This is a genomic window from Sorangium sp. So ce119, from assembly GCF_051524405.1.
GTDB classification, from domain to species: Bacteria; Myxococcota_A; Polyangia; order Polyangiales; family Polyangiaceae; genus Sorangium; species Sorangium cellulosum_G.
This window is the reverse complement of the sequence record NZ_CP150310.1, coordinates 476,261-499,935: the sequence shown is the minus strand read 5'-3', so window position 1 is coordinate 499,935 and position 23,675 is coordinate 476,261. Positions and strand designations below refer to the sequence as shown.

Annotated in this window: 18 protein-coding genes; 11 read left to right on the top strand and 7 right to left on the bottom strand. The window is 74.0% G+C overall.

Annotated features, from left to right (window positions below):
• Positions 1-16 precede the first annotated feature (16 nt).
• Entirely contained in the window at positions 17-1,921 is a 1,905-nt protein-coding gene (locus tag WME76_RS01950) for a c-type cytochrome (RefSeq protein ID WP_437958528.1), read from the bottom strand.
• A gap of 105 nt (positions 1,922-2,026) precedes the next feature.
• On the opposite strand from WME76_RS01950, the gene WME76_RS01945 reads away from it, so the two are divergent.
• Positions 2,027-2,674, top strand: coding sequence for an NADPH-dependent F420 reductase (locus WME76_RS01945; RefSeq protein ID WP_437958527.1), 648 nt, complete (start codon positions 2,027-2,029; stop codon positions 2,672-2,674).
• Positions 2,675-2,741: 67 nt separating this feature from the next.
• Here WME76_RS01945 and WME76_RS01940 read toward each other — a convergent pair whose 3' ends face one another.
• The 3 genes from WME76_RS01940 to WME76_RS01930 are packed head-to-tail and all read right to left on the bottom strand — an operon-like array spanning position 2,742 to position 5,253.
• A complete protein-coding gene (locus WME76_RS01940) occupies positions 2,742-4,568 on the bottom strand; it encodes an NAD(P)H-hydrate dehydratase (protein WP_437958526.1) in 1,827 nt (608 codons plus the stop codon).
• Between the two features lie 5 nt (positions 4,569-4,573).
• Positions 4,574-5,128: a holo-ACP synthase gene (gene acpS / locus WME76_RS01935; protein ID WP_437958525.1), complete on the bottom strand. Its 555-nt coding sequence runs from the start codon at positions 5,126-5,128 to the stop codon at positions 4,574-4,576.
• Entirely contained in the window at positions 5,125-5,253 is a 129-nt protein-coding gene (locus WME76_RS01930; RefSeq protein WP_437958524.1) for a hypothetical protein, read from the bottom strand. Before WME76_RS01930 ends, acpS begins: the two co-directional genes overlap by 4 nt.
• 198 nt (positions 5,254-5,451) lie before the next feature.
• Here WME76_RS01930 and WME76_RS01925 point away from each other — a divergent pair, with 198 nt between their 5' ends.
• The 9 genes from WME76_RS01925 to WME76_RS01885 all read left to right on the top strand — a co-directional run bounded on the left by WME76_RS01925 (position 5,452) and on the right by WME76_RS01885 (position 19,173).
• Complete coding sequence (locus WME76_RS01925; protein ID WP_437958523.1) at positions 5,452-7,251, top strand: Eco57I restriction-modification methylase domain-containing protein; 1,800 nt, start codon at positions 5,452-5,454, stop codon at positions 7,249-7,251.
• The gene (locus tag WME76_RS01920; RefSeq protein WP_437958522.1) at positions 7,223-9,565 is read left to right on the top strand and encodes a DUF4139 domain-containing protein; all 2,343 of its coding nucleotides are present in this window, start codon (positions 7,223-7,225) and stop codon (positions 9,563-9,565) included. Before WME76_RS01925 ends, WME76_RS01920 begins: the two co-directional genes overlap by 29 nt.
• Before the next feature lie 19 nt (positions 9,566-9,584).
• Positions 9,585-11,375: a DUF4139 domain-containing protein gene (locus WME76_RS01915; RefSeq protein WP_437958521.1), complete on the top strand. Its 1,791-nt coding sequence runs from the start codon at positions 9,585-9,587 to the stop codon at positions 11,373-11,375.
• A 100-nt stretch (positions 11,376-11,475) separates the two neighbouring features.
• Positions 11,476-11,832, top strand: a complete 357-nt coding sequence (locus WME76_RS01910; RefSeq protein WP_437958520.1) for a cupin domain-containing protein — start codon at positions 11,476-11,478, stop codon at positions 11,830-11,832.
• Positions 11,833-11,848: 16 nt separating this feature from the next.
• Positions 11,849-12,790 (top strand): phosphatase PAP2 family protein, encoded by a 942-nt coding sequence (locus WME76_RS01905; RefSeq protein ID WP_437958519.1) that lies wholly within the window; start codon positions 11,849-11,851, stop codon positions 12,788-12,790.
• A 2-nt stretch (positions 12,791-12,792) separates the two neighbouring features.
• Complete coding sequence (locus WME76_RS01900) at positions 12,793-13,692, top strand: hypothetical protein (protein WP_437958518.1); 900 nt, start codon at positions 12,793-12,795, stop codon at positions 13,690-13,692.
• Between the two features lie 38 nt (positions 13,693-13,730).
• The gene (locus WME76_RS01895) at positions 13,731-14,444 is read left to right on the top strand and encodes a thioredoxin family protein (RefSeq protein WP_437958517.1); all 714 of its coding nucleotides are present in this window, start codon (positions 13,731-13,733) and stop codon (positions 14,442-14,444) included.
• A gap of 467 nt (positions 14,445-14,911) precedes the next feature.
• On the top strand, positions 14,912-15,724 hold the full coding sequence (locus WME76_RS01890; protein WP_437958516.1) for a hypothetical protein: 813 nt from the start codon (positions 14,912-14,914) through the stop codon (positions 15,722-15,724).
• A gap of 278 nt (positions 15,725-16,002) precedes the next feature.
• Positions 16,003-19,173 carry a protein kinase domain-containing protein gene (locus WME76_RS01885; protein ID WP_437958515.1) on the top strand — a complete coding sequence of 1,057 codons (3,171 nt, stop codon included), beginning with the start codon at positions 16,003-16,005 and terminating at the stop codon, positions 19,171-19,173.
• Here the strand turns inward: WME76_RS01885 and WME76_RS01880 are convergent.
• The 3 genes from WME76_RS01880 to WME76_RS01870 form a co-directional block, all read right to left on the bottom strand.
• Positions 19,170-19,697, bottom strand: a complete 528-nt coding sequence (locus tag WME76_RS01880) for a J domain-containing protein (protein WP_437958514.1) — start codon at positions 19,695-19,697, stop codon at positions 19,170-19,172. The genes WME76_RS01885 and WME76_RS01880 overlap by 4 nt on opposite strands.
• Positions 19,698-19,866: 169 nt before the next feature.
• Complete coding sequence (locus tag WME76_RS01875) at positions 19,867-21,090, bottom strand: GNAT family N-acetyltransferase (protein WP_437958513.1); 1,224 nt, start codon at positions 21,088-21,090, stop codon at positions 19,867-19,869.
• Positions 21,091-21,214: 124 nt separating this feature from the next.
• Entirely contained in the window at positions 21,215-22,378 is a 1,164-nt protein-coding gene (locus WME76_RS01870; RefSeq protein WP_437958512.1) for an alpha/beta hydrolase, read from the bottom strand.
• A 352-nt stretch (positions 22,379-22,730) separates the two neighbouring features.
• Here WME76_RS01870 and WME76_RS01865 point away from each other — a divergent pair, with 352 nt between their 5' ends.
• Positions 22,731-23,672, top strand: a complete 942-nt coding sequence (locus WME76_RS01865; RefSeq protein ID WP_437958511.1) for a hypothetical protein — start codon at positions 22,731-22,733, stop codon at positions 23,670-23,672.
• The last annotated feature ends 3 nt before the right edge of the window (positions 23,673-23,675 follow it).

The window sequence follows — 23,675 nt, the reverse complement described above, 5'->3', positions numbered from 1 at the left end:
GCCGGGCGGCTCCGCGTCAGAGCGTCTCGAGGTAGGCGACGAGATCGTCGATCTGGGCCGGTGAGAGCGTCGAGGTGACGCCGTGCTTGTCCCCTCCGCCGCACGGCCCGAAGCGGTCGTGGAGGGTCGCGGCGCAGCCGTCGTGCATGTACGGGGCGCGCGCGGCGAGCCCGCGCAGCGAGGGCACCTGGAAGGCCTTGCCCGTGCCCACATCGACCGTCCGGTTGTCCGTGAGCTTCTCGCCCGCGTGGCACGACGCGCAGGCCACCTCCTGGTCGTTGAAGAGCGCCTCGCCGCGCCGGACGGCGTCCTCGTCCGCCGGCTCGGACAGGGGCACGGGCTTGATCGTGTCGAGCCACGACGCGAACGCCGCGACGCGCGCGTCGCCCTGCGGCTGGCCGCCCATCCGCTGCTCGAACACCTCGCTCATGATGGTGCCGAAATCGGTCATGTCGCCGTCCCAGTGCAGCGGCGCCGTCGCGGTGACGCCGCCCGCGAGCGACTGCGTCCGCCGCACGCCGATCGGATTGAAGGACCACACCCGGCCGTCGTCCAGCCCCTCGGGGTGGCACGACGCGCACGCAAGGCTCATCTGCCCGGCGCCGTCGCCGTGAAACAGCGCGTGGCCCGTGTCGACGCGGCTCTCGCCGGGGAGCAGGAACGTCGCGGCGAGCTCGCCGGTCAGGGCCGAGAGGCGCACGACGCTCGGCGGCTCCCGGAGCTGCACGAGCAGGTTGCTCGCCTCGTCGTAGCCAACCGCGATCGGCTCCCCTGGCACCGAGACGATGCGCTGGCCGGCGAGGGATATGCAGTCGAGCGCATCCGTCTTCTCGAGCACGTCGAGCGGCGTCTCGAGCACCGCGCGGCTGCCCGCCATCAAGATCGCCCCGCGGAAGCCGTCCGGCGAGATCGCCATGTCGACCGGGAGCACGCCGAACGCGAGGCCGCCCACGCCGGCCGCGGGCGGCGCGGGCGCCGGGTTGGCCTCGCTGGGCAGCGGGCGCAGCATGGTCACCGCCGGCTGCATCACGACCGTGCTGCAGTCGAACCCCGAGTAGCTGTTCTGCGGCGCGTCCTCGATGTCGATGGGATCGACAAGGCCGCGCTGGTGCACCATCGCCACGCCGCCCTTGGGCAGCGGGACCATCCTCCACGCCACCGCCGGCTCGAACACGCGCGCCATCCTGGGCTGCACGTACGCCGGCGGCTTCACGCGCTCGACCACCGCGCCGTCCTTCGAGACGACCAGGAGCTCGGGCGACCGGAACCGGCTCACGAGCAGCGAGTCACCCTCGACGACGACGTCGCGCAGGTCGCGGTCGAGGCGCAGCGCGCGCACGGGCGGGGCCTCGAGATCGGAGGAGAGCGAGACGAGCTCTCCGCCCGCGCACGCCACGTGGAGCAGCTCCGTCTTCGTGTCGTACGCCAGCCCGCGCGGCGCCGGACAGACGGGCCTGCGGCGCATCTCCCGGGTCTCGAGATCGATCGTGACCACCGCGCCGCCGCGGCGGAGCGCCACGTGCGCGGAGCCGGGCGCCCCCTCGATCACGCGCCCGGGCTCGTCGCCTGCTTGCAGGGCGAGGTCGGGGACCGCCTCGCCGGTGACGAGGTCGACGATGGATACCCTGTCGCGATCCGGATCCGCGGCGACGGCGAGCGCCTTGTCGGCGGTCACGAGGAGCGTACCGCCGCTGATGGGGGGCGGCGGCACCGGAGACACGTCGGGGGGCAGGTTGTCCACGAACCCGCTTCCGCCCGTTCCGTCGAAGCCCCCCGTCGAGAAGCCCCCCGTCGAGAAGCCTCCCGCGGCCCCGGAGCTGCCAGGCCGGTCATCGTCTGGAAACCACTCCTCGCCTTCATCACATCCGGCGATGGCCGCGGCGGCGAGCGCGGCGAGCCACGTTGCGACGTGCGCTTTCATATGCCTCCTCCTCCCGGCGCGGCCTTGCGATCGCGGCCCGAGCGTGCCTCGGATTTCGGACAGCAGCGCTGGAGCTCGGCTCCGTGCGCGTGCGATGATCCCGCCATGAGCAAAGTCGCGGTTCTCGGTTCGGGGATTGTCGGGCAGACGCTGGCAGACGGGTTTCTCAAGCACGGTTACAGCGTGATGCGCGCCACGCGCGAGCCCTCGAAGCTCGCGAGCTGGCTCGCGGACGCGGGGCCGAAGGCGACCGTCGGGACGTTCGCGGAGGCGGCGCAGTTCGGCGACCTCGTGGTGCTCGCCGTGAAGGGGACCGCGGCCGAGCAGGCGGTCGATCTCGCGGGCGCCCAGGCGCTCGCGGGCAAGACGGTCATCGACGCGACCAACCCCATCGCGGACGAGCCGCCCGTCCACGGCGTGCTCAAGTTCTTCACGGGGCCGAACGAGTCGCTGCTCGAGCGGCTCGCGCGGCGCGCGCCCGAGGCGAACTTCGTGAAGGCGTTCTCGTGCGTCGGCAGCGTGTGGATGGTCAACCCGGATTTCGGCGACGTCCGTCCGACGATGTTCATCTGCGGCGACAGCGCCGCCGCGAAGAAGCAGGTGGAGCGCATCCTCGACACCTTCGGCTGGGAGACCGAGGACATGGGAAGCGTGGAGGCGGCCCGCGCGATCGAGCCGCTCTGCATGCTCTGGTGCATCCCCGGGCTGCTGAACAACCGGTGGACGCACGCGTTCAAGCTCCTGAAGAGGTAGCCAGGCGAGCGGCCGCGCCGGGGCGCGCGACCCCCGGCGCCGCGACGCGCGAATTTCTACAATTAAATCAGATAGATAGCGGGTCGACCCCGGCGGCCAGCGCGGCGATCAGGCCGGGGACCAGCTCGGCGATCTCGCTCGCGAGCAGCCCGCGGTCGCTGCCCGTCCGGGCGCGCCACATGTCGCCGGCGAGCGCGTGGATCAGCACCCCCGCGCTCGCGGCGGCGGCGGGCTCCATCGAGCACAGGAGGGCCGCGATCATCCCGGTCAGGACGTCACCCGAGCCGGCGGTGGCGAGCGCCGGGTTGCCCGCCATGCAGATGAAGATGCGGCCGTCCGGGAGGGCGATGACCGTGCGCGCCCCCTTGAGCAGGACGATCGCCCGGGTCAGCGCCACGGCGTCGCGCACGGCGCCGAAGCGGTCCTCCTCGACGGCGCGCGCGCTCCGGCCGAGCAGCCGGCCGAGCTCGCCGGAGTGCGGCGTCAAGACGAGGCTCCCGCGCGCGGTCGCGAGCGCCTCGGGGCGGCCGACGAAGTGCGTGAGGGCGTCGGCATCGACGACCTTGAGGCCGTCCCAGCCCAGCACGACGTGGTCCACAGCGGCCCGCGCCCTGTCGTCGAGGCCGAAGCCGGGGCCGATCGCGACCGCCCGCCGCCCGGCGAGCGCGGCGTCGAGCGTCGCCTCGATGCGCGCCGGATCGATCGCTGTCGTCATCAGCTCCACGACGCGCGACTCCATCGCGCGCGCGGTGTCGGCCCAGGTGCAGATCGTCACGAGGCCCGCGCCCGTGCGCATCGCCGCGCGCGCGGTGAGCAGCCCGGCGCCGAGCTTGCCGGACGAGCCGGCGATCACGAGCACGTTGCCCGCCTGGTGCTTGTAGACGCTCGCCTCGCGCGGGCGCAGGTGCGCGCCGATCGTCTCCTTGCGGATGACCTCCGCGACGTGGCCCACCTGGGCGAGGATCGGCCGGTCGGGGACGCCGAGGTCGACCACGTGGACGTTGCCCGCGAGCCGCGCGCCCTCGGGCGTGAGCAGGCCGATCTTGAGGTGGCCGAAGGTGACGGTCTCGTCCGCCTGCACCGCGGCGCCGAGCGGCGCGCCGCTGTCGGCGTCGAGGCCCGAGGGCACGTCGAGCGCGATGCAGAGGCAGGTGGCGGTGTTGAGGACGCCGATGACGTCGGCGAGGTGGCCCTCGATCGGGCGGTCGAGGCCCGTGCCGAAGACAGCGTCGACCACGAGGTCGGCCTCGCCGAGCGCGGCCTCGAGCGGGAGGAGCGACGCGCCGGGGGGGAGCTCGGTCAGCGCGCCGCCGAGGTCGACGTACGCGTCGTGGTTGATGCGGCTGTCGCCGGTGACCTTCTCGGAGGGAGCCGCCAGGAAGACCTGGACCTCGGCGCCGCGGGCGAGGAGGTGGCGGGCCACGACGAAGCCGTCGCCGCCGTTGTTGCCGGCGCCGCAGACGACGACGACGCGGGCGTGGAGCGGGTAGGTCGCGGGCTGCCCCGGGCTCGGGACGTGGCGCACCGGGAACGCGCGGACCCGCGCGGCGCGGGCCTCCTCGACGTCGCGGCGGCCGTTCGGCGGCGGCGGGACGCTCCCGGCGCGCGGGCCGCCGCCCCCGGAGGGCAGCGTGGCGGAGGGCAGCGTGGCGGGCCAGAGCGCCCGCGCGGCCGCCTGGCCGGGCGCGATCGGGTGCGGCGACGGGCGCGCGGCGTGGCCGGGGAGACCGGCGGCGCCGGGCTGTCCGGCGGTGCGCGCCTCGATGATCGCCGAGATGACGTCGGCGGCGCCGCGGCCCGCGTTCTCCATGAGGACCACGCCGGGGACGTGGCACTGGTGGATCGCGTGCTTGTCGAAGGCGCGCATCTGCGCGCGCGAGAGGACCGGAATCACGAGCGTTATTTCCCTTCGTCGTCCAGGTGGGATCGGCTCTCGCCGTCCTTTTCATCATCGGTCGGGGATCGGCCTTCGCCGTCCTTTTCATCATCGGTCGGGGATCGGCCTTCGCCGTCCCCTTCTTCATCGGTCGGGGATCGGCCTTCGCCGTCCTTTTCATCATCGGTCGGGGATCGGCCTTCGCCGTCCCCTTCCAGAATGGCCACCGCCGCCGCCACGCCGGCGTCGTGCGTGATCGACAGGTGCACCCGCTTGACGCCCAGGCGCTCCGCGAGCGCGCGCGCCGGGCCGTGGAGCACCATCGTCGGGGGCGTGCGCGGCGCGCCGCGCACCTCGAGGTGGTGCCAGGCGACGCCCGGCGCGCCGGAGAGCGCCTTCACCACCGCCTCCTTCGCGGCGAAGCGGCCCGCGAGCGCGGTCGCCCGGTCCACGCGGTGCGCGAGCGAGCGGCGCTCGGGCTCGGACAGCACCCGCTCCCAGAACCGCTCTCCCCACCGCGCGAGCGCCTCCTCCATGCGTCCGATGCCGCAGACGTCGATCCCGATGCCGAGGATCATGCGCCCACCTCGATGAACCGGGGGCGGAGGCTGGCGGGCGGCAGCCCGACGGCGACAGCGCAGACGACGCTCGCCGCGGCGCGATCGACGGAATCGACGGAGCAGAGGCGCGGGGGGAAGGCCATGCCGGCGACTCTACCCTATTCACCGGCGACGCCCTGTGAAACGCGCCCGCGGCGCGCGCGTGCCCCGAGGAGCGCGGCGGCCAGCCCCGCAGGTGTGCTCGCGCAGGCCCGCCCCCTCCGAGGCAGCCGGCCGCGGCGCGCGCCGCGCACGGGCGTCGCCGGCGCGCGCCGTTCGCGGCTAGCATGCTCGCGGCGCCCATGCAGACAGCCCTCGATCTGACGGTCATGCTCCCGCCGAGCGCCTACGACTACGGCGAGCGCTCGTCAGGGGAGGCCCACGGCGTGGTGCTGACCAAGCCCCACGTGGTGAACCTCATCCTCGATCTCGCGGGCTACACCGCGGACCGGGACCTCGCGTCGCTGTCGCTGCTCGAGCCGGCCTGCGGCCACGGCGCGTTCCTCGTCCCCGCCGCCGAGCGGCTCATCGCGTCGGCGCGCCGCCACGACCGCGACCTGCGAGACATCGAGTCCGCCATCCGCTCCTACGACATCGAGCCAGACCACGTGGGCCGCGCGCGCCTCGCGGTCTCCGGCGCGCTCGCCCGGCTCGGGTTGCCGCTCGACGACGCGAGGCGCCTCTCGGACGCCTGGATCGCCCACGGCGACTTCCTGCTCACCAGCCAGGGACGCCGCTTCGACGCGGTGGTGGGCAATCCACCCTACATCCGGATCGAGCAGCTCTCTCCCGAGCTCCAGGAGGAGTATCGGCAACGCTACCGATCGCTCTACGACCGCGCCGATCTCTACGTCGCGTTCATCGAGCGCGGCCTCGATCTCCTCGCGCCCGGCGGGGTCCTCTCGTTCATCTGCGCCGACCGGTGGACGCTCAACCGCTACGGCGCGCCGCTCCGCCGGCTGCTCTCGAGGTGGTTCCGGGTCCGGTGCTACATCGACCTGCACAGCGCCTCTCCCTTCGAGTCCGACGTCGTCGCGTACCCGTCGATATTCGCCGTGTCGCGCGGCAAGACCGGGAGCGTCCCTGTCGCGACGCTGAGCGCCGCCTCTCCCGAGGAGTGCGAGGCAGCGTCCTCCGCGCTCCTCGGGGCGCGCGCGCCGGAGCGCTGCCCCGGCGTCACCGTGTCGGAGTACCCCACCTGGTTCGACGGGGACGACCCCTGGGTGCTCAGCTCACCGGAGCACCTCGAGGCCCTGCGCTCGCTCGAGGCGCGGTTCGCGCCGATCGAGGAGGTGGGCGGCACCCGCGTCGGCATCGGCGTCGCCACCGGGAGCGACAGGATCTACATCGTCCGCGACGACATCGACATCGAGCGCGATCGCCTCGTGCCGCTCGTCCTGCGGGACGACATCGAGGACGGCCGCATCCGCGACGGCGGGCGGTGCGTCATCAACACCTTCGGGCGCGACGGCAAGGTGGTCAATCTGGACGAGTACCCGAAGCTCGCCGCGTACCTGCGCGCCCACGAGGCCGAGATCAGGCAGCGCTACATCGCCCAGAAGAACGCCGTGAGCTGGTTCCGCACCATCGATCGCGTCTACCCGGAGGTGGCCTTCGCCCGGAAGCTGCTCATCCCCGACATCGCAGGATCCAACGAGGTGGTCTACGAGGAGGGCAGGTTTCACCCGCACCACAACCTCTATTTCATCACCTCGGAGGGCTGGGATCTCGAGGCGCTCGGCGGGCTCCTCAGCTCCCGGGTCGCCCTCTTCTTCGTGTGGTCCTACGCGGTCAAGATGCGCGGGGGCTACCTGCGCTTCCAGGCGCAGTACCTGCGGCGGATCCGCCTGCCGCCGCCGGAGAGCGTCGCGGAGGACCTGATGGGCGATCTCCGCAGCTCGTTCCGGCAGCGCGACTTCGAGCGGCTCGACGCGCTCGCGCTCCGCGCCTACGACATCGACGCGCTCCCGGGGTTCAGCTTCGTCGACACGAGACGACGGCGCGCTGCCTCGCCCGCGCGCGGCGTGGTACGGTCGCGCTCCCACAAGGCGTTCGCGGGCGAGGGACGAGCGGATGACGGCCGAGAGGATCGAGTGCGCTAGCCGTATCGAGGGCGTCGTCGTGTACGCGCGCGGGGCGATCGTCACCCGCCGCGTCGCGCTCGCGGCGCCGCTCCCCCGGGGGGCGGCCGAGATCGCGGTGCCGGGGATCACCCCGCTCGCCGAGCCGGGGAGCTTCCGCGCGCTCGTGTCCACCGCGCCCTCCGCGGGCGACGCGGGCGACGCGGCGCGGACCTCGCGGGCGCCGCGCGAGGTCGTCGGCGTGCGCGCGCGGCTCGTCGTGCCCCCGGCGCCCGTCTCGAGGAGCGCGCTGTCGGCGCAGCTCCGGGAGCTCGAGCTCGCGGTCGAGCGCCTGTCCGCCGAGCACGCCCACCTCCGCCTCTGGCGCGACCGGCTCGCGGACGTCGTGCTCGATCCGGAGCTCGCGCGGCGCTTCCGGCCGGGCGACCCGGCGGCCCGCGTCCGGGACGCGCTCGCCGTGAGCGGGCTGCTCTCGGACGAGCTCGCCGCGCTCGACGCGCGCGCCGCCGCGCTCGCGGCGGAGCTCGAGCGCGCCCGCAAGGAGCTCCGGGCCGCGCAGCTCGACGCCGCGCAGGCGACGAGCGGCGAGGTCGAGGAGCGCGCCCCGGCGCGCCTCGACGTCGTCGTGCGGCTCGCGCCCGCGCGCGACGGCGCGGGCGGGGAAGCGGGCGGAGAACCGACGCTCCGGCTCGAGTACGCCGTCGCCGCCGCGCGCTGGTGGCCCGCCTACGCGGCGCGGTTCTCGCGCGGCGCGACCGAGGTCGCCCTGCAGCTCGACGCGTTCGTGGCGCAGGCCTCCGGCGAGGACTGGAAGGACGTGCGCCTCGCGCTCGCCACCGCCGAGCTCGTGCAGGACACGCGGCTGCCGGAGCTCCCCTCGCTGCGGCTCAGCCGCGCGCAGCGCCCGCCGCGCCGCGGCTATCGCCCCGCGCCCGAGGGGCTCGACGCCATGTTCGAGGGGTTCGACCGCTTCGTCGCCGCCCTCCCCGCGCCCGCGCGGACCAAGGCCGCGCCGGCGGAGCTCCCGCCCGCCGCGCGCGGCGACGACGACGACGACGAGCGCACGCGGATGCCGGCCACGCTCGCGGTCGACGCTGAGCTGGCCGCCGACATGGCCAGCGAGGAGCTGATCGAGACGCGACGGAGGGTGCCGCTGACCGGCGCGCCCCCGCCGCTGGCCTTCGGGCCCTCGCAGCCGCCCGCCGCGGCCCCGTCGGCGGCTCCCGGCGCGGCCCTCGCGCCGCCGCCCCCGATGATGCTCGCCGAGCCGATGCCGATGCCGATGCCCGCGCCGGCGCGCAAGTCGCGCGGGCTGTCGCTGTCGCTCCCGTCGTTCGGCGGGGGTTCCGGGGCGCCGCCCCGGCCGCCGGCGCCCCAGGCGATCGCGCCCGAGGCCCCCAGGGGCGGCTTCGCCCGCGTGCAGGCCGCCGAGCTCACGGCCGGCGTGGCCGACGACGCGCTCGCCGAGGGGCCCGAGGACGCCGGCGCGGCCCCGGCGCCGCTCGATCCGGCGCAGGTCGAAGGGTGGCTCGACTTCGACGCGCTGCACCTCCCCGGCGCGGGCCCGCAGCGCGGCCGGCTCACGCGCGAGAGGCCCCGGCGCTCGAGGCGCCTCGCGAAGCGGGCGGAGGTGGACGTCACGAACCTCCCCGCCCCGCCCCGCGCCGCGGACCCGCGCGACACGCGCGGGCAGTTCGATCACCTCTACGCCGGCGAAGGCGCCGCCGACGTGCCGTCGAACGGCAGGCTCCACCGCGTCGCCCTGAGCGCCGCCCGCGCCCCGGCGACGCCCCGGTTCGTCGCCGTGCCGCGCGAGGCCGCCGAGGTCTACCGCGAGGCGCGCGTCGAGAACCCGTTCGACGCCCCGCTCCTCGAGGGGCCGGTCGAGATCTTCGTCGACGGCGCCCTCGCCGCGCAGTCCACGCTCGGGCACGTCGACCGGGGCGGCGTCCTCCGCGCCGGCCTCGGCGTCGAGGAGCGGATCCGGGTCGCCAGGAACGCGCGCGTCGACGAGTCGAGCGCCGGCCTGCTCGGCGGCTCGCTCGCCGTCGAGCACGCGGTCACCATCGATCTCTCCTCGTCGCTGGGGATGAGCGTCGAGGTCGAGGTCCTCGACCGCCTCCCGGTGACGGACGACAAGGACGTCGAGATCAAGCTGCTCTCGTCGCAGCCGAAGGCCGAGCCGTACAGCCAGGAGGAGCTCGGCGAGCCCGTGCGCGGCGGGCTGCGCTGGCGCGTGCCGCTCGCGCCAGGCGGCAAGGCTTCCGTGGCCTTCACGTACCGGGTGGTGTTCTCCTCGAAGAGCGAGGTCGTCGGCGGTAACCGCCGGGAATAACAGGGGAAACGAGCGCGCCATGGCAAGCGATGCGAACGGTTCGGGCCCGGCTGAGCGGAGCGCCGCCGGAGGGAGCCCCGGCGGGGGGAGCGCCGCCGAGGGGAGCGCGGGCGCGGGCGACGCCGCCGAGGCGAGCGTCGCCGAGCGCGCCCCCCACCCGAGCGCGGCGCGCGCGGTGACGCTGTTCGAGGATCGCGCCGAGGTCGTGCGCGCGGCGCGCGTCGAGGTCGCGGCCGGGGCGCAGTGGGTCGCGATCGGCGGCGTGTCGGTGTTCGTCGACGAGCGCACCGTGCAGGCGCGCGTCGCGCCGGCGGGGGGCGCGGAGGGCGCGGGCGCGGCCCGGGTGACGGCGGCGCGCGTGCGGTGGAGGGCGCACCGGGAGGCGGCGCTCGGGCGCGAGGCGATCGACGCGCTGGAGCGCGAGCACCGCGAGGCGTCCCGGCGAGCCGCCGCCGCCGAGCTCGCGCGGGACCGGGCGTCGCGCCGCGAGGCGCACCTCGATCAGCTCCTCGCCACGTGGGCGCACGCGATGGGCGAGGTCCCGAAGGACGCGGGCGAGCCCGCGCGGCTCGCGTCGTGGCGCGCCGGCGTCGAGGCGCTGCGCGCGGCGCTCGACGAGGCCCTCGCCGCGTCGGCCGAGGCGCGCGCGGCGCGTGCGCACGCGGAGGACGACGCGCGGCGCGCCACGGCGCGGCTGCGCGAGGGGTCGGTCGAGCAGCCGCGCTACGAGGCGGTCATCGAGGTGGAGATCCACGCCCCCGCGCCGCAGCCCGTCGAGATCGAGCTGACCTACCGCGTCGCGTGCGCGGTCTGGCGCCCCGAGCACCTGGCGCGGCTCTCCGTGAACGGCGCGGGCGACGCCGCGGGCGACGCCGCTACCGCCGCCGCAGGCGACGCCGCGGCGCAGGGAACGCGCGGCTCGGTCGAGCTCACCACCTGGGCGACGGCGTGGCAGGCGACCGGCGAGGCCTGGGAGAACGTCGCCGCGCGCTTCTCGACCGCGCGGCCGGCGCGGAGCGCCGAGGCGCCGCTCCTCGCGGACGACGTCCTCCGGCTGCGGCGCAAGACGGACGTCGAGCGCCGCCGCGTCGTCGTCGAGGCGCGCGACCAGGCGATCGCAGCGGCCGGGCTCGACCGCGGGGCGCGCGCCGTCGACGAGATGCCCGGCGTCGACGACGGGGGCGAGCCGCTGGTCTTCGAGGCGACCGAGCCGGTCACCCTACCCTCCGACGGCCGCCCCCTCCGCGTCGAGATCGCGCGGCGCGCGGTCCCGGCCGAGCTCGCGCTGGTGCTGTACCCCGAGGTCCACCCCGCGGCGCACCTGCGCGCGACCGCGACGCTCGACGGCGGCGGCGCCGGGAAGGGCACCGGGAGGCCGCGCCCGCTCCTCGCCGGCCCGGTGCGGATCGCGCGGGGCGGCAGCCTCGTCGGCCGCGCCCGGCTCGACTTCGTTGGAGCGGGCGAGCCGTTCGAGCTCGGCTTCGGCGTGGACGACGCTGTGCGTGTGCGGCGCACCGTGGACGAGGAGCAAGACACCTCGGCCATCACCGGCAGCCGCAAGATCCGCCGCCGCGTGAAGCTCTCTCTTTCCAACCTCTCCAGCATCGCGAAGCGGGTGCTCGTCGCCGAGCGCATCCCCGTCAGCGAGGTGGCCGAGGTGGAGGTCGCGCTCGTCGAGGCCGTCGGATGGACGCTGGAGGAGAAGGACGGGTTTCTCCGCAGCCGCGTCGAGCTGCCCCCGAAGGGCCTGAAGACGATCTCGTTCAGCTACGAGCTGCGCGCGGGTGCGAGCGTCGTGTTGCCGTTCTGAAACGAGGCCGCGGCCGCCGCGACCGCCGTTGACAGGACGCGGTACGCTTCTGTAACTGATGGATTCTCCAGCAGCTTCACTCGCGGGAAGGAGGGTTGCCATGAGGCAGCAGATCGACGGGGCCGTGGTGCTGACCGCGGCCGAGGAAGACGTCATGGAGTACTTGCCCAACCGGGGCGTCTTCTTTGCGCAGTTGCTCGGCAAGCACCGCGGGGACGGCTTCGGCTTCTACAAGGGCAAGATGGATCCCGGCTGCGAGATCTCGCGCGAGCTCCACACCGAGACCACGGAGACCATCTACATCCTGGCCGGGAAGGCGCTCGGCATCATCGGCGACCGCGAGGTCCCCCTCGGCCCCGGCCAGATGATGCACGTCGAGAAGAACGTGCACCACGGGCTGCGCAACGCGGGCGCCGGGCCGCTCGAGTTCCTCGTCATCGGCCACCCCGACTTCTGATCGCGCGGTCCGCTCCTTGAGGTGCACTGCAGCGCTGCGGCTGGCCTCGGGCGCGATCGTCGCGGCGGCGCTGCTCGGCGCGCCCGCGGCGCGGGCCGAGGCCCCCCTGGCGCGCGCGCCGAGCAGCGCCGCCGCGGCGACGGCGCCCGAGACCGCGCGGCCCGAGCTGGCGTGGGACCCGCGCTGGCCGCGCTTCCGCGCGAGCGAGTACGTGGCCACGGGGCTCCTCGCCGCGACCGCCTTCGCGACGCTGGCCATCCCGCCGTCGGAGGGCCGGTGGACGGCCGTGAACGGCTTCGACGGCGCGGCGCGCGACGCCCTGCGGATCCGGAGCGACCGCCAGCGCGAGATGGCGCGGGACGCGAGCGATCTCCTGCTCACGCTGATGACCAACCAGCTCGCGGCGGACGCCCTGCTCGTGGCCTGGTGGGGGCACGGGCGCGGCAGCGTCGCGTGGGAGATCGCGCTGATCGACATCGAGGCGCTCGCGCTGAACGCGGCCGTGAACGGCCTCGTCGCGGGGCTCACGAGCCGCGAGCGCCCCTACCGCGCCGTGTGCGTCGGGCCGGAGGAGGAGCAGGACCGCGACTGCCGCGGGAGCAAGCGGTACCGGAGCTTCTTCAGCGGCCACAGCTCGACCGCGTTCACGGCGGCGGGGCTCATGTGCTCGCACCACGCGCACCTGCCCCTCTACGGCGGCGGCGCGCCCGACGCGCTCGCGTGCGTCGCCTCGCTCGGCGCGGCGGCCGCCGTGGCGACGCTGCGGGTCGTCTCGGACCAGCACTTCGCGACCGACGCGCTCACGGGCGCGGCCGTCGGCACCCTGACGGGCCTCGGGCTCCCGTGGCTCCTGCACTACCGCGGCGGTGCCTCGGCCTCGACGTCGACGCGCGCGGACGCCGTGTCGATCAGCTTCGTGCCGGCGCCGCTCGGCGGGTACCTGATGGGCAGGTTCTAGTCATGGCCCGCCGCCGCGCGCTCGCCGCCGCCGCGCTCGCCGTCGCCGCCGCGCCCGTCCTGGTCCCGGCCGCGGCCGTCGCCCAGGATCCGGCCGACCTGCCGCCGCCCGCCAGCGAGCCGCCGGCGGTGTCCTCCGGGGTCGACCTCCTGCAGAAGCGCTCGTACTGGGCGCGGAGCGCGCCCGCGCGCCCGTTCGTGTCCGCGGTCCTGGAGCTCGGCGTCATCTATTTCAGGCCGAGCCTCGCGCTCGGCGTGGGCAGGCCGCACTGGTCGTGGATCGGGATCGAGGGGTACTCGAGCGTCTCGCCCTCGGGCGGCGCGCAGTACGTGGGCCTGCGCGCGGCGCTGCCCAGCCTGGAGATCCGCGGCGGCGCGCGGTACGCCTTCTCGACGACGCAGTACTTCCTCGAGCCCATGGCGTCGTACACGCGCAGGGACACCGAGCTCATGCTCGGCCCGAGATCGCGCTACATCGCCGCGGAGCTCGAGGTGTCGGGCTCGATACCGCTCCTCGGAGGCAGCCTGTTCGGCGTGGCGACGGGCTATGCGGTGCTGGGGACGCCGGAGGGGTACTACCTCTACGAGGAGGCGCTCCACACCGTGATGAAGCCGCCGTACCTCTACCGCGCCCGGCTCGGCTACATGGCGGAGATGGACCGTTTCGGCGAGCTCCGGCTCGGCGCCGCCGCCGAGGTGCTCGGCAACCCGGGCCGCGAGAGCGTGGTCGTGCGCATCGGCCCTCTCCTGGCGGTCTCGCTGACACACCACCTCGACGCGGTGGCGACGGCGATGGTGGTGGCGGCGACGCCCGATCGGCTCGGCCTGCTGGGCGCCGATCTCGGGCAGCTCGGCTTGCGGTACCGGTGGGCGACCGGCGATCGATGGCCGGAGTTCCCCTGATCCATGCGCCGGGCACGCGGCGTGGTAAGCGTCCTGGCATGAACAAGCTCATCCCCCTGACCTTTCTCGCCGCATCGCTCGCGGCGTGCACCCAGCCCGGCGACGCCAGCGCCCCTGCCGCCCCCGCGGCGACAGGCGCCGCCGCGCAGCAGCCCGCCAGGGCGGAGGCCGAGAAGGCGAAGGCCGCGGACGCGCCGGCGGCTCAGGCGAACGCGGGCCCGGCGAAGGTCGGCCAGCCCGCGCCGGATTTCACGCTGCAAGACCTCGACGGCAAGCCCGTCAAGCTGGCCGACCACAAGGGCAAGACGGTCGTGCTCGAGTGGTTCAACCCCGGTTGCCCGTTCGTGCAGCTCGCGCACCGCAAGGGCGGCCTGAAGGACGTGCCCGCGCAGCAGATGGCCAAGGGCGTCGTGTGGCTCGCCATCAACTCGGGTGCTCCCGGCAAGCAGGGCGCCGCCAGGGAAGACAACGTGAAGGCCAGGGGCGAGTTCGGGATGAGCTACCCGATCCTCGTCGACGAGAAGGGCGATGTCGGCCGCGCCTACGGCGCCCAGCGCACACCGCATATGGTCATCATCGACCCGCAGGGTACGCTCGTCTACGCGGGCGCCATCGACAGCACGAAGGGCGGTGAGCCCGAGCCGGGCGAGCAGGTCACGAACTACGTCGAGGCCGCGCTGGGCGAGCTCACCGCCGGCAAGCCCATCTCCACGAAGGAGACCGAGGCGTTCGGCTGCACGGTCAAGTACTGAGCTGCGGGCCGACGGCCCTGAGCTGTATCGCAGCTTGACCCACCTTGGACGCATGTCGCGCTCCCCACATCCATCCATGACGTGGACGGCGCGCGCCCCTCTCTGCGTTCGTGCCTTTCCTCGCTGGCCGCTTTCCTCGCCCGCCCATTTCCACGCTGGCATCTTTCCACGCCGGCCTCTCTCCTCGAGCAGAACACCCGCCGACCTGCGCCCGTCGACCGCGATCGCCGCGTAGCCAGCGTCGCACGCTCGCGCCATACTGAAAGCGTACAGAGCGCGGCGACACGGCGCGTCGGGGTATTGACATGGACGTAAACTCCGGTCTACCGTCGTGCGACAGTTCTGTAGTATCGCCAGGTGCTCACGACCCAAGACGCTCACTGGCAAGCGACCCAAGCGGTTCGGGAGGATGGCGATTCGGGGCCATGCGCTGGGAGCTGCCAAGGGAGGTGCTGATGCGAAGGTTGATGTCCACACTGCTCCTTGCCCTGGTGTGCGGCTGTGCTCCGGACGTCTCCGAGGAGGATGAGCGCCTCGCGACGACGGTCGATCTCCTGTCGATCGGAGCGGGTGAGTCGGTCAGTCCGGCGCCGGGCGATCGCTCGCCGAGCGGGGTCGTATCGAACGGGTTCTGGCCAAATGGGTTCTGGCCGAACGGGTTCTGGCCAAATGCGCTCAGGCCGGACTCGATACCGTCCACCTCCTTGCGCGCTCTCCGGGTCCAGGCGCTGGAAGGGGTCGTGTCCCGCGACTTCATTCGTTATGCGGTCGGGTGCGCGCTCGACCGTTCTCAGGCGGTCGAGCTCGACGGGCCCGACGGCGCCGAGGAGCACCGGGGCGCGGTCGGGCTCGCACCGGAATGGGTGGACGGGCCGCTCTCTCCGGTCAAGCAGCGGTGGGTCTCGGCCTGCGTCGCCGCGCGGACCAATTACTTCGGCGTGCGCGTGATGGTCTCGATGCGCTCGCAGGGCAGCGCGCAGCTCGCCGCCGGCCCGGAGGAGCGCGGCGCCTTCGCCAGCAAGGAGGGCGCGTTCTGGGGCAACCTGTTCAGCGAGGCGCCGGCGCTCTACACATGCCACGTCCCGGACAACCTCGAACACTCGCGCGCGAGCAGCCGCTCGTGTGCGACGGGGCATGATACCGGCTCGGCGGTCGTTGGGTGCGGTATCATCCAGCGGACGGGAGACTGCTCTTCCGTTTGTCTGGCCGCAGGCGACCCGGCGATGGGTTATGCGGCGTGCAACGGTTCGAGGGAGGTCATCACGACCTTCCTCGAATAGACTCGAAGCCCCGAGCCCTGGGGGTCCCGCCTTTGCTGTCGAAAAGGGTCCGATTGATGAGCCGAGTGGGAAGAGCGGGCCCGGAGAGCGCGCGCGCCGCGAGGTCGGCGGACCAGGAGCCCACGCCCAGGGGCGCCCCGCTCGCCTCCTCGAGCAGGGCCCCCCGCTCCGTCTCGTCGGTCCCGCCCCTTCCGCCCGCTCCCCCCTCCACGCCGGTTCTGGCCGCTCCGCCTGTCTCGCCCGTCCCTCCGGGCGGATCGGGCGCCGCGCAGGACACGGTGTTCGTCTGCGTCGATCCGCCCCCCTCGCGCGCGCCGAGCCGGTTTCCGATCCGCGACTGGGATCGCTATGAGTGCGTGTCGCTCGTCGGGGAAGGGGGAATGGGGACGGTCTACAAGGCCAGGGACCCTCGACTCCAGCGGTACGTGGCGCTCAAGCTCATCCGGGGCAACGATCCGGAGCTCGCGCAGCGCTTCATCTGGGAGGCGCGGGCCCAGGCCCGGGTCGAGCACCCGAACGTCTGCAAGGTGTACGAGGTCGGCGAGGCCCAGGGCCAGCCGTTCATCGCCATGCAGTACATCGACGGCCAGCCGCTCCACCGCGTGGCGCAGCAGATGTCGCTCGAGCAGCGGCTCAAGATCGTCGCCGACGTGGCGGACGGCCTCCACGCCGCCCACCGGCTCGGGCTGATCCACCGCGACATCAAGCCGGCGAACATCCTTGTCGAGCGGACGGCCGACGGCGCCTTCCGCCCCTACCTGCTCGATTTCGGGCTCGCGCGCGACATCGGGGCGGACGGGCGGACGACGACGAGCGATGAAGGGACACCGGCGTACATGGCGCCAGAGCAGGTGTCCGGGGGCCAGCGCCAGCTCGACCGCCGCACGGACGTCTACTGCCTCGGCGCGACGCTCTACGAGGTCCTCTCCGGGCGCCCGCCGTTCGTCGATCCGTCGATGACGACCCTCATCTGGCGGGTGGTCCACGAGCTGCCCGTGCCGCCGCGCCAGATCGACAAGGGGATCCCGGTCGATCTGGAGACGATCGTGATGAAGTGCCTCGAGAAGGAGCCTCAGCGGCGGTACGACTCCGCGAAGATGCTCGCCCTCGATCTCGGGCGCTACCTCGAGGGCGATCCGATCGAGGCGCGGCCCGTGAGCCTCGTGTACCGCGCCCTGAAGCGGGCGAGGAAGCACCGGCTCGCCGTCTCGGCGGCCGCGGCGGCGCTGGTCGTGCTCTCGCTCTCCGGCGCCGTCGCCCTCCGCGCGAAGCTCGCCGCCGCGCGCCAGGCGGAGCTCGCGGCGCACGTGGCGTCGCTGGCCGAGGGCTTCGGTCAGGACGTGAAGGAGATGGAGCTGTTCATGCGCTACGCGTACGCGCTCCCCCTCCACGACGTGTCGCGGGAGAAGGAGGTCATCCGCGCGCGCATGGGCGAGATCGACCGGAAGATGCAGGCGATGCGCGGGGCCGCGGGCGACCTCGTCGAGGGCCCGGGCCGCTACGCGCTCGGGCGCGGGCACCTCGCGCTGCACGAGCCCGAGGAGGCGCTGCGGCACCTCGAGGCGGCGCTCGGGAGCGGGTATGCCGCGCGGGAGGCGAAGTTCGCGGCGGGGCTCGCGCACGGGATGCTCTACCGGAAGGGGCTCGACCGGGCGCGGCGCCTCGCCGACAAGGGGGAGCGGTCCGCCCAGCAGATCGAGCTCGACGAGCGGCACAAGGGCCCGGCGATCAAGTACCTGCGCGACAGCGTGAGGTCGACCGGGGCGCCGTCGGCGTACACCGCGGCGCTGACGGAGCTCTACGAGGGGCGCTTCGACGAGGCGCTCGGCGACGCGCGGCGGGCGTTCGCGCGATCGCCCTGGGAGTACGAGGCGAAGAAGCTGGAGGGCGACGTCCTGTCGGCGAAGGGGGCGGCCGCGCGCGACGCCGGCGACCACGCGGCGGCGCTCGTCGAGTTCCGGGCCGCCGTCGCCTCGTACGACGCCGCGGCGCAGATGGCCGAGAGCGACCCCGAGCTCCACGAGGCGACCGCGAGCGCCCTCAGCGAGATCATGCTGATCGAGGCGCAGCGCGGCGGCGACGTGGAGCAGCTCTTCGCGCAGCTCCTCGATCGCTGCGACCGGGCGCTCCACGCCAACCCGCGCGCGAGCGGCGCGCACGCGAAGAAGGCCTGGGCCCACGTGCACCGGGCCAGGCGGGACCTGTCGAGGGGCGCTGACCCGAGGTCGGACCTCACCCGGGTGATCGCGGCGAGCGAGCAGGCGATCGAGGGGGACCCGTCGGACGCGACCGCGTACGGCTCGATGGGGGCGAGCTTCTTCCTCATCGCGTCCTACGAGGGCACGCTGGGGCTCGACACGCGGCCGTCGCTCGAGCGCGCGATCGAGAGCATGCAGCGGTCGCTCGCCCTCGATCCGAACTCGTTCTGGGCGTGGAACGACACAGGCATCGCGTTCGGCATGATGGCCGAGTACAGCGCGTCCCGCGGCGCCGACCCGATCCGCCTCTTCGGGCTCAGCGCGTCGCACATCGAGCGGGCGATCGAGATCGCCCCGAACGACGCGCCGCCGCGCCTCAACCAGGGCTGGTTCCACGCGCAGCGGGCGCAGTACGAGCTCGACCACGGGGTGTCGCCCGAGGCGTCGCTCGAGGTGGCCATGGACCACCTCGAGGCGGCGCTCCGGCTGCGGCCGGACAGCTACCAGTCGTACAACAGCCTCGCGCTGGCCTACCTGATCCAGGGCCGGTACGAGCGGCTCACCGGGCGGAGCCCGGAGGTGTCGCTCGCGCGGTCGCTCGACGGCTACACCGCGGCGGCGCACCTCAACCCGGAGGATCTCGAGGCGCAGCAGGGGACGGGCCTCGCGCTCGCCGAGGCGGCGCAGTGGGCGCTCTCGCGCGGCGAGGATCCGACCGGCGCGCTGCGCGCCGCGCGGGGCGAGCTGGAGCGCATCGTGGCCGCGAGGCCGCGCAACGCGGAGGCGCTCCTCGCGCTCGGGGGCGTCGACCTGCTCGCGGCGCGCTGGGCCGCGTCCCGGGGGCGGATCCCCGTGGCGCCGCTGGACGCCGCGGAGCGTTCGCTGCTCCGCGCCGTCGAGGCGAACGACGGAAACGCGAGGATCTTCGCGACGTTGGCCGAGGTCCACCGGCTGCGCGCCGCCGTCGCCGCGCCGGGGCTCCTCGACGCGCGCGCGGAGGTCGAGGCGGGGCTCGCGCTGGTCGATCGCGCGCTGGAGATCGACACGGACTTCCCCGCGGCGAGCGCCGAGCAGGGCGCGCTGCTCCTGCTCAAGGCGAAGGCGGAGCGCGACCGGTCGCTGCGCCTGGAGCTGGCCCGCCGCGCCGCCGACGTGCTCGATCGGGCGCTCCACGGGAGCCCGCTGCTCGCGCGCGAGTACGCGCCGCTCCTCGGCGAGGCGAGGAAGGTCGCGGAGGCGAGCGCTCCCTAGCGCCGCTCCCGCCGGGGGCGCGACAGTCTGGACATGGCCTCGTCGTGAGCCCACTTGGCGCGCATGAACTCGCCGGCGTCGCCGCCGCGATCGGGGTGCGTGACGAGCGCGAGCCGGCGGAACGCCTGGCGGATCTCGTCGGCGCTCGCGGCCTCGGTGACGCCGAGCACCGCGAACGGCGAGGCGCCGCGCGCGGCGGCGGGCCGCGACGGAGCGCGCCGCGACGGCCCGGGGGGCGGCGGCGGGGGCGCGTCGCGGCGCGCGCGCGGCCTGGGCCAGGGGGGCTCGCCGCGCAGGACGCGGGTCCAGGCCGTCGCCCACGCCGGCTCGATCTCGACGAGCGGGCGCCCGGCGGCGCGCTCGGCCTGCGCCCGCGCCTCGTCCACGGTCCGCGCGCCTCCCTGGCTCGCGTCCGGCGGGCGGAACGGCTCGCGCGCAGGCTCGGCCGTCCACCAGGCGGCCCACAGGAAGCGTCGGCGGCGCGTCGGCGTCACCGCGTAGACGCCGCGGAGCGGGAGCGTCATCGCCGCGGAAAGTGGCACGGATCGGCCCGAGCGGCGAGCGCTCCTCGGAAGCGCGCGGGACGCGCGCGCGTGGATGGGCGCGCGGGACGCGCGCGCGTGGATGGGCGCGCGGGACGCGCGCGCGTGGATGGGCGCGCGCGCCGCCCGGTCCTCGGCGCCGCGCGGCCTGTCAGAAGATCTCGGGGCACCAGGGGGCGCGCGCGGCCCGGAACAGGCGGTCGGCGCGCTCGATGGCGTCCTCGGAGAGCGCCTCGACCTGGCCGGCGTCGGCGAGGCCCTGGAACGAGACGCCGCCGAGGTAGGCCGAGCCGAGGGCCGTGATGTCGAGGCGGAGGTCCGGCGCCTGCGCGGTCCGCGTCGCGCGCCGCTCGCCCCCGTGCAGCCGGAAGCGGCCGGCGTTCGAGGGGTAATCGCGGTCGGTGATCTCGAGGGTGAGCGGCTCGCTGCTGCCGTAGGCGCGCGCCGCGAGCGCGGCCTCGACGTCCACGATGCGCACCCACAGCCCGTCGCTCGCCGTGAGGCGCAGGCGCCGCGGCTCGGCGACGAGCAGGCCGAGCGGGTGATCGGGCGGCAGGAGGCTCGCCTCGATCCGCTGCGCCAGGTCGATGTCGAAGAGGTACCTCCAGAGGAGCCGGGTCCCGAGCGGCGACGCGCCGATCGCCTCGATCACGCGGACCGTTCCGACAGGGATCTGGGAGGCGTCCCACCGGTGGTGCACGCAGTACAGCGCGTGCGCCTCGGGGCGCCCGTCGACCTCGATCACGGCGCGCTGGAGCGGGCCGCCTCCCTGGCGGACGAAGTCGCTGTCGCTCAGCCGGCGGACCTGCCACCACGCCTTCGAGCGCGCGAGCATCCCCGGGGCGAGCGGGCGGGCGCGCTCCCAGACCGACGCGAACGGCTCGAGCGCCTCCTCTTCTCCGAGCAGCCGCGCGCGGCCCTGGGCGCTGGCCTCTCCGCGGAACGCGGCGCGATCCCGCTCGATCGAGATGGAGCACGCCCGGGACGCGAGGCCGTAGCCGAAGCGGCCGTAGATGGTGCCCTCCGTGGCCCAGAGCGAGGAGATCGGCCGCCCCTCGGCCCGCGCGTCGTCGAGGTGGCGGCGGATGAGGGACGTGAGGATGCCGCGGCGGCGGTGCGTCGGAATCACCGCGACCGCCGTGAGCCCGGCGGCCGGGACGGCGCCGCCGCCGGGCGTGGTCATGGTGAGCGAGAACGAGCCGGCGGCCCCGACGATCGACTCGCCGTCATACGCGCCGATGCGCGACGAGAGCTCCTCGAGGCGCTTCATCCCCTCCGTGCGCTCGGGGTTCGGCATCGCGCCGAACGCGGTGAGGATGGGATGAACGAACTCGCCCTGCTGCTCGGCGGTCAACTGCCGGAGCTCGATGTGCATGCGGCGAACCATAGCAAAGGGGCAGCGCGTCCCGGGACTTACCGGCCTTCTGCCTCGTCAGGCAGCGAGACGTGGAGTTGCTGCGCTCATACCTTGTCCGCGAGGTGAACGCCCTCGCCTCGCCCTACGCGCTCAGCCGCTCCCGCTCCCTCGCCGCCGCCCGCCGGACGCGCGTCTTCAGCCACGCCTCGATGAGCGGCCACACCGTGAGCGGCGCGTCCCGGCCAACGACGATGTCGAGGTGGCCGCGCGGGAACTCGCGGTACGTCCTGTCCGAAGATCGGCTGAAGTCGTACGCCGGCTTCACCGACGCCGGCGGCGCGAGGTCGTCGAACGTGCCGGCGATCACGAGGAGCGGCAGATCCAGGCCCTCGAACGCCTTGGCGTACCCGAAGAGGCTCCCCATGTGCTGGCCGCTCTTCCGCGACGCCGCCGCGTCCAGGAACATGTTCCGCAGCACCGTGACGCTGCCGCTGTCCATCGCCAGCGACATGTGCTGCGTGAGCACCCGCGTCTCCATCGAGCCAGGCACGAAGCCCCGGATCGGCAGCGGAAAGATCGGGCTCTCGACGAACGCGCGCACGAACCGGAACGGCTCACCCCACGCCGACAGCGCCAGCGCCCCCTGCCCGAGCGGGACGCGGCGGTCGACCGTCAACATCAGCCGGCCGAGCAGCGCGAGCGCGCGCGACCCGTGCGTGAACAGGTACGGGCTCCCCAGCGTGACGATCCCCCCCACCGCGTCGCCCATCGTCGGCGCGGTCGCGTAGCTGATGAGACCCCCGAGCGAGTGCCCGATCAGGTACACCGGCCGCGGGCCGGAGATGCGCCGCACCTCCTCGATCGCCGCCGGCAGGTCCTCGCGGACGAAATCCGTCACGTGACTCGGCCGCCGCGCCCCCAGGTGCCGCGACCGCCCGTGCCCCCGCAGATCCAGGTTGAAGACGTCGAAGCCGGCCCGCGCCAGGTAGTTCGAGAAGCTCCGCGACGGCAGGTGCCAGATGTAACGGTTCTGGCCGTACCCATGGACCAGCAGCACGGTCGCCACCGTGCTCCGCAGCCGCGCGCTGCGCTTCCGGATCATCGCGAGCGGCACGTCGTGGACCATCGACTCCCGGTCGACGACAGAGTCCTCCACCCCGGGACCGCGCGCCCCCTCGATCCCACGGCTCGCCGGCGCGACCTCGGCCGCGGTGCTGCGGACCCGCACCACGACCAGTTCCTTGATGAACCTGTCCCGCTCATCGCGGTCGACCGTCTGCTCCACCTGGGACTGGTGAAGGATCATCCTTTCCGTCTATTGCGGATCATTTCGCTGTGCGCAACCTCGGCCGCTCCCGCGCTGGAGACGCCGGCCGCCGTGGAGGCGTCGCACCGGCGCCCAGGCCGGGCTCCGGCGAGCGCGCTCTGCCGCACCCCGCGCGCCGCCCGTCGCACCGCGCACCGTCGCCGTCGCGCCGGAAAAAGCTCCGCCATGGGCGGTCCGCGGGGGCCACACGGCGCTGCGTCTCGTGTACCCTCCCCCCTCGGCTGGTACCCGGTACACCGGGGCGCGCGGCGACACGGAGCTCGCCTCGGCGCGCCCGTCCCGTGAGTGCCCGAGTCCGGCCCTGACCTTACGCATCGCTAGGTGACCTACAATGTACCACTGGAAGATGGGTCGGCAGCTCGCGGTCGGGGTGCACGCCAGGGCCGCCGCGCTCGCCGCGTTGCTCGGCGCCGTGTGCTTCGCGTCGAGCGCCCGCGCGCAGTCGGAGGACGGCGTCGACAGCAACCAGGACGACCCCCTCGCGGCCGAGAAGCAGGCCGAGGACGAGAAGGCGCAGGGCGACGAGGTGCGCGGCGAGAAGGACGTGGAGCCGGAAGCCGCGCCGGAGCCCGTCGACGCCAACGCCCCGCTCGAGAAGGACGGCAAGGCCTACAAGTTCATCGGGGTCCGGTTCCGGAACGTCATCGTCCCGAAGTTCATGATCAACCTCTTCGCCGACGGCGGCTCGTCGGTGAACGTCTTCACGTTCGGCCCGGAGTTCACCACGCGCAAGAACGGCCTCGAGCTCGATCTGGCGCTGTCCTACGCCGACTACTCGATGGATCCCTTCCTCTTCAAGGGGAAGAACGACGACCAGTTCGCCTGGGAGATGGTCTCCAGCGACATGAAGCTGGTCTATTTCACGAGCGATCTCCTCTTCGAGATCCCGCTCGACGAGGAGAAGGGCCGCTTCTCGCTCCTCGTCGGCGGCGGCGTCGGGCTCGGCGTCGTGTTCGGCAACCTCCACCGCGCCCAGGCGTACCCGAACGGCGCCGCGTCGAACCCGGGCCCCGACGACGTGAGCTCCTGGAGCCGCTGCACCGGCCCGGGCGGCCCGGGCGGCGCGTATTGCGACGCGTCCAACAACCACTACGGCGACTACGACGAGCCGAGCTGGGTCAACGGGGGCGCGAAGCCCTCGGTGTTCCCGTGGGTCTCGTTCCCGCAGGTGAGCTTCCGGTACAAGCCGATCAAGCAGCTCCAGACGCGGCTCGACGCCGGCATGTCCATCACCGGGTTCTTCTTCGGGATGTCCGCGGGATATGGGCTCTGATCG